2 protein-coding genes and 1 pseudogene are annotated in these 2,663 nt (G+C 57.9%); 1 reads left to right on the top strand and 2 read right to left on the bottom strand.

Annotated elements, in window-relative coordinates:
- Positions 1-11 precede the first annotated feature (11 nt).
- Both Q1B15_RS20520 and Q1B15_RS20515 read right to left on the bottom strand, forming a co-directional pair.
- Positions 12-560 (bottom strand): annotated as a pseudogene (locus Q1B15_RS20520) (TIM barrel protein); the annotation flags it as partial.
- A gap of 13 nt (positions 561-573) precedes the next feature.
- A complete protein-coding gene (locus Q1B15_RS20515; RefSeq protein ID WP_299757441.1) occupies positions 574-1,677 on the bottom strand; it encodes a Gfo/Idh/MocA family oxidoreductase in 1,104 nt (367 codons plus the stop codon).
- Between the two features lie 122 nt (positions 1,678-1,799).
- Here Q1B15_RS20515 and Q1B15_RS20510 point away from each other — a divergent pair.
- The coding region (locus Q1B15_RS20510; RefSeq protein ID WP_299757439.1) for a thiamine pyrophosphate-binding protein at positions 1,800-2,663 on the top strand (864 nt) is incomplete at its 3' end.

The following is a 2,663-nucleotide window of genomic DNA, read 5'->3' as shown; positions in this document are numbered from 1 at the left end:
GTATCAAATCAAATCTTCAGAATGCTTTCATCAACTTCGTTCAAAAGACGCTCAAGTTCCGGCTCAAAATCTATGAAGCCCGCCGCATGCGCATGGATGCCAACAGTCAGGCCAAACTCCTCGGTCCCAATTCTTGCGACCTGCGCAATGCGATCGCGGTAGGCGGTCCATTCGGCCTTATCCATCTGCTCGGCATCATCGGCGCGACCGGCGGTTGGTGCGCGGCGTGGCGAAATAGAATCGATCAAAACAAGATGCCGCGCGCCGTGTGCCCTCAACGCCTTGCAGGTTCGTACCGACGCATCCAGCACATCGTCCCATGCGCCTGCATCGTGAAACGGGCGAAAGACCACGCCGCCGATCAATTCAAGATCAAACTCCGAAAGGGCTTCGGACAGCACCGGCGGATCCTCGGGCATGAAGCCAACAGGCCCCAATTCGATGCCTTTGTACCCGGCTTGCGCGTTCTCGCGCAATACGTCGCGCCAGCCCGGATTACGGGCATCATCGGCAAATTCCACACCCCATGAACAGGGCGCATTTCCAATTCTAATCGTCACGCGCGGGTCTCCTTTAAACGCGTCCGACCTGGGTCCAGGCCCCGCCGGCATGTGATGTGCGGGCGGCCTCTACCACCCGCGAAACAGCAAGGCCATCCGCAAACGTCGGCCAGCAATTTTTATCGTCCGCAATCGCCTCGAGAAAATCTCGCGCCTCGATTACGATCTGATCTTGGTACCCGGTTCCGTGCCCTGGACCCTGACAAAACGGCGCGTAGTCTGGGTGCCCGGGGCCGGTCAAAATCTTGCGAAATCCACGCTCGACCTCGGGGCCCTCAGCCTTGTAAAGCCACAACGCATTCTGGTCTTCCTGATCAAATCGGATCGCACCTTTGGTGCCTGTGACCTCGTAGGCGTAGCCCATTTTTCGCCCCGTTGCCACACGACTAAAGAACATGTGGCCCATTGTTCCGTTCTCGAAACGGCACATCATTTGGGCGTGATCGTCATTCGTTACTGGCACGCCGCCGCGGTCTGAGTGAACAGTTTCGATCTGCGCCATCACGCTGGATATCGGGCCAATCAACGCGAGGCTGGCGTTGATCATGTGCGGCGCAAGGTCGCCCATTGTGCCGTTAGCATCCCCGTCCGTGCGCCATGAAGATGGCATGTCGGGATCTGCGAAAAAGTCTTCTGTATGCTCGCCACGAAACCAGGTGACTTCCCCGATGGTGCCATTTGCGATCAGAGCGCGTGCGTATTGCGAGGCTGGCGTGCGAATGTAATTGAAGCCCACCATGTTGACGCATCCGCTGGAGTTGGCAGCAGCGACCATGGCTTCGGCGTCTGCAACAGACGCCCCAAGCGGCTTCTCGCAAAACACAGGTTTGCCAAGTGAAAATGCCAATTCGGCCGCAGCGCGATGGGTCGATTGTGGAGAGGCAATCACCACTGCTTCGACGCCCTGATCGCGCACAAGTGCCTCCCAGTCGTCGGCCGCTCGGGCAAACCCGAAATCGGCACGATACCGCTCGGCAGACGCCTTCGACGACGCCGCAACCATCTCAAGACGCGGGCGTAACCGCGTGTTGAATACCGCGCCAACTGCGGCATGGGCGACGGCGTGAGCTTTACCCATATACCCGCCACCAATGATGCCTATGCCTATTTCCGTCATGTCCTACCCTCAAAAACACATTGCAACCGGTTGCAACACGGGTATCTTGTATCCGACAAGACCGTCAAGCATCTTGGTGCCTGAAAGGCCATATTTTGATACTCTCGGGGAGGACACGTCCGATGAGCGACCAAACCATCCGCCTGACCACAGCGCAGGCGATCATACGCTATCTGAACGCGCAATTCATTGTAATTGATGGAGAACGCCAACGCGTATGCGGCGGCGGCTTTGGCATTTTCGGCCATGGCAACGTCACCTGCCTGGGTGAGGCTCTCTATGATCACCGCGAGACACTGCCACTTTATCGCGGCCAAAACGAGCAAGGCATGGGATTCGCTGCCGCCGCCTACGCAAAGTATCACCTGCGCCGTCGGTTCATGTTTTGCACCGCGTCGGCTGGCCCCGGAACGGCGAACCTTTTGACCGCTGCTGCTCTTGCTCATGCGAACCGTTTACCAATGTTAATGCTCTGCGGTGACACCTTCCTGACCCGGCTGCCCGACCCTGTGCTGCAGCAGCTTGAGCACTTCAACAATCCGGCCCTGGGGCTGAACGATGGCTTTCAGTCGGTCACCCGTTACTGGGATCGCATCACTCATCCCGCACAGGTCATCCAATCGCTGCCAGCAGCCCTTGCCACGATGCTCGACCCGGGCGACTGTGGACCGGCCTTCATCGCCCTGCCGCAGGATGTGCAGGGCTGGGCGTACGATTATCCAGCGTCGTTTTTTGACGAAAAAACCCATCGTATTCGGCGCCTTACACCGGATGCGGACGAGGTTGCAGATGCGGTTGCCTTGCTGAAGTCAGCAGAACGACCCGTGATGATCGCCGGTGGTGGCGTCCAATATTCAGGGTCCGTAGCCGAGATGACGGCCTTTGCCGAAGCACACCAGATTCCAGTGATAGAGACAATTGCAGGGCGCGCTAACATGGTTAACGACCATGGATTAAACATTGGACCCATTGGCGTGACCGGGTCG

Origin of the sequence: uncultured Boseongicola sp., assembly GCF_937988555.1 — a bacterium.
Taxonomy (GTDB): Bacteria; Pseudomonadota; Alphaproteobacteria; order Rhodobacterales; family Rhodobacteraceae; genus Boseongicola.
The sequence above is the reverse complement of the archived record's forward strand: the minus strand, read 5'-3'. Positions and strand labels throughout refer to the sequence as shown.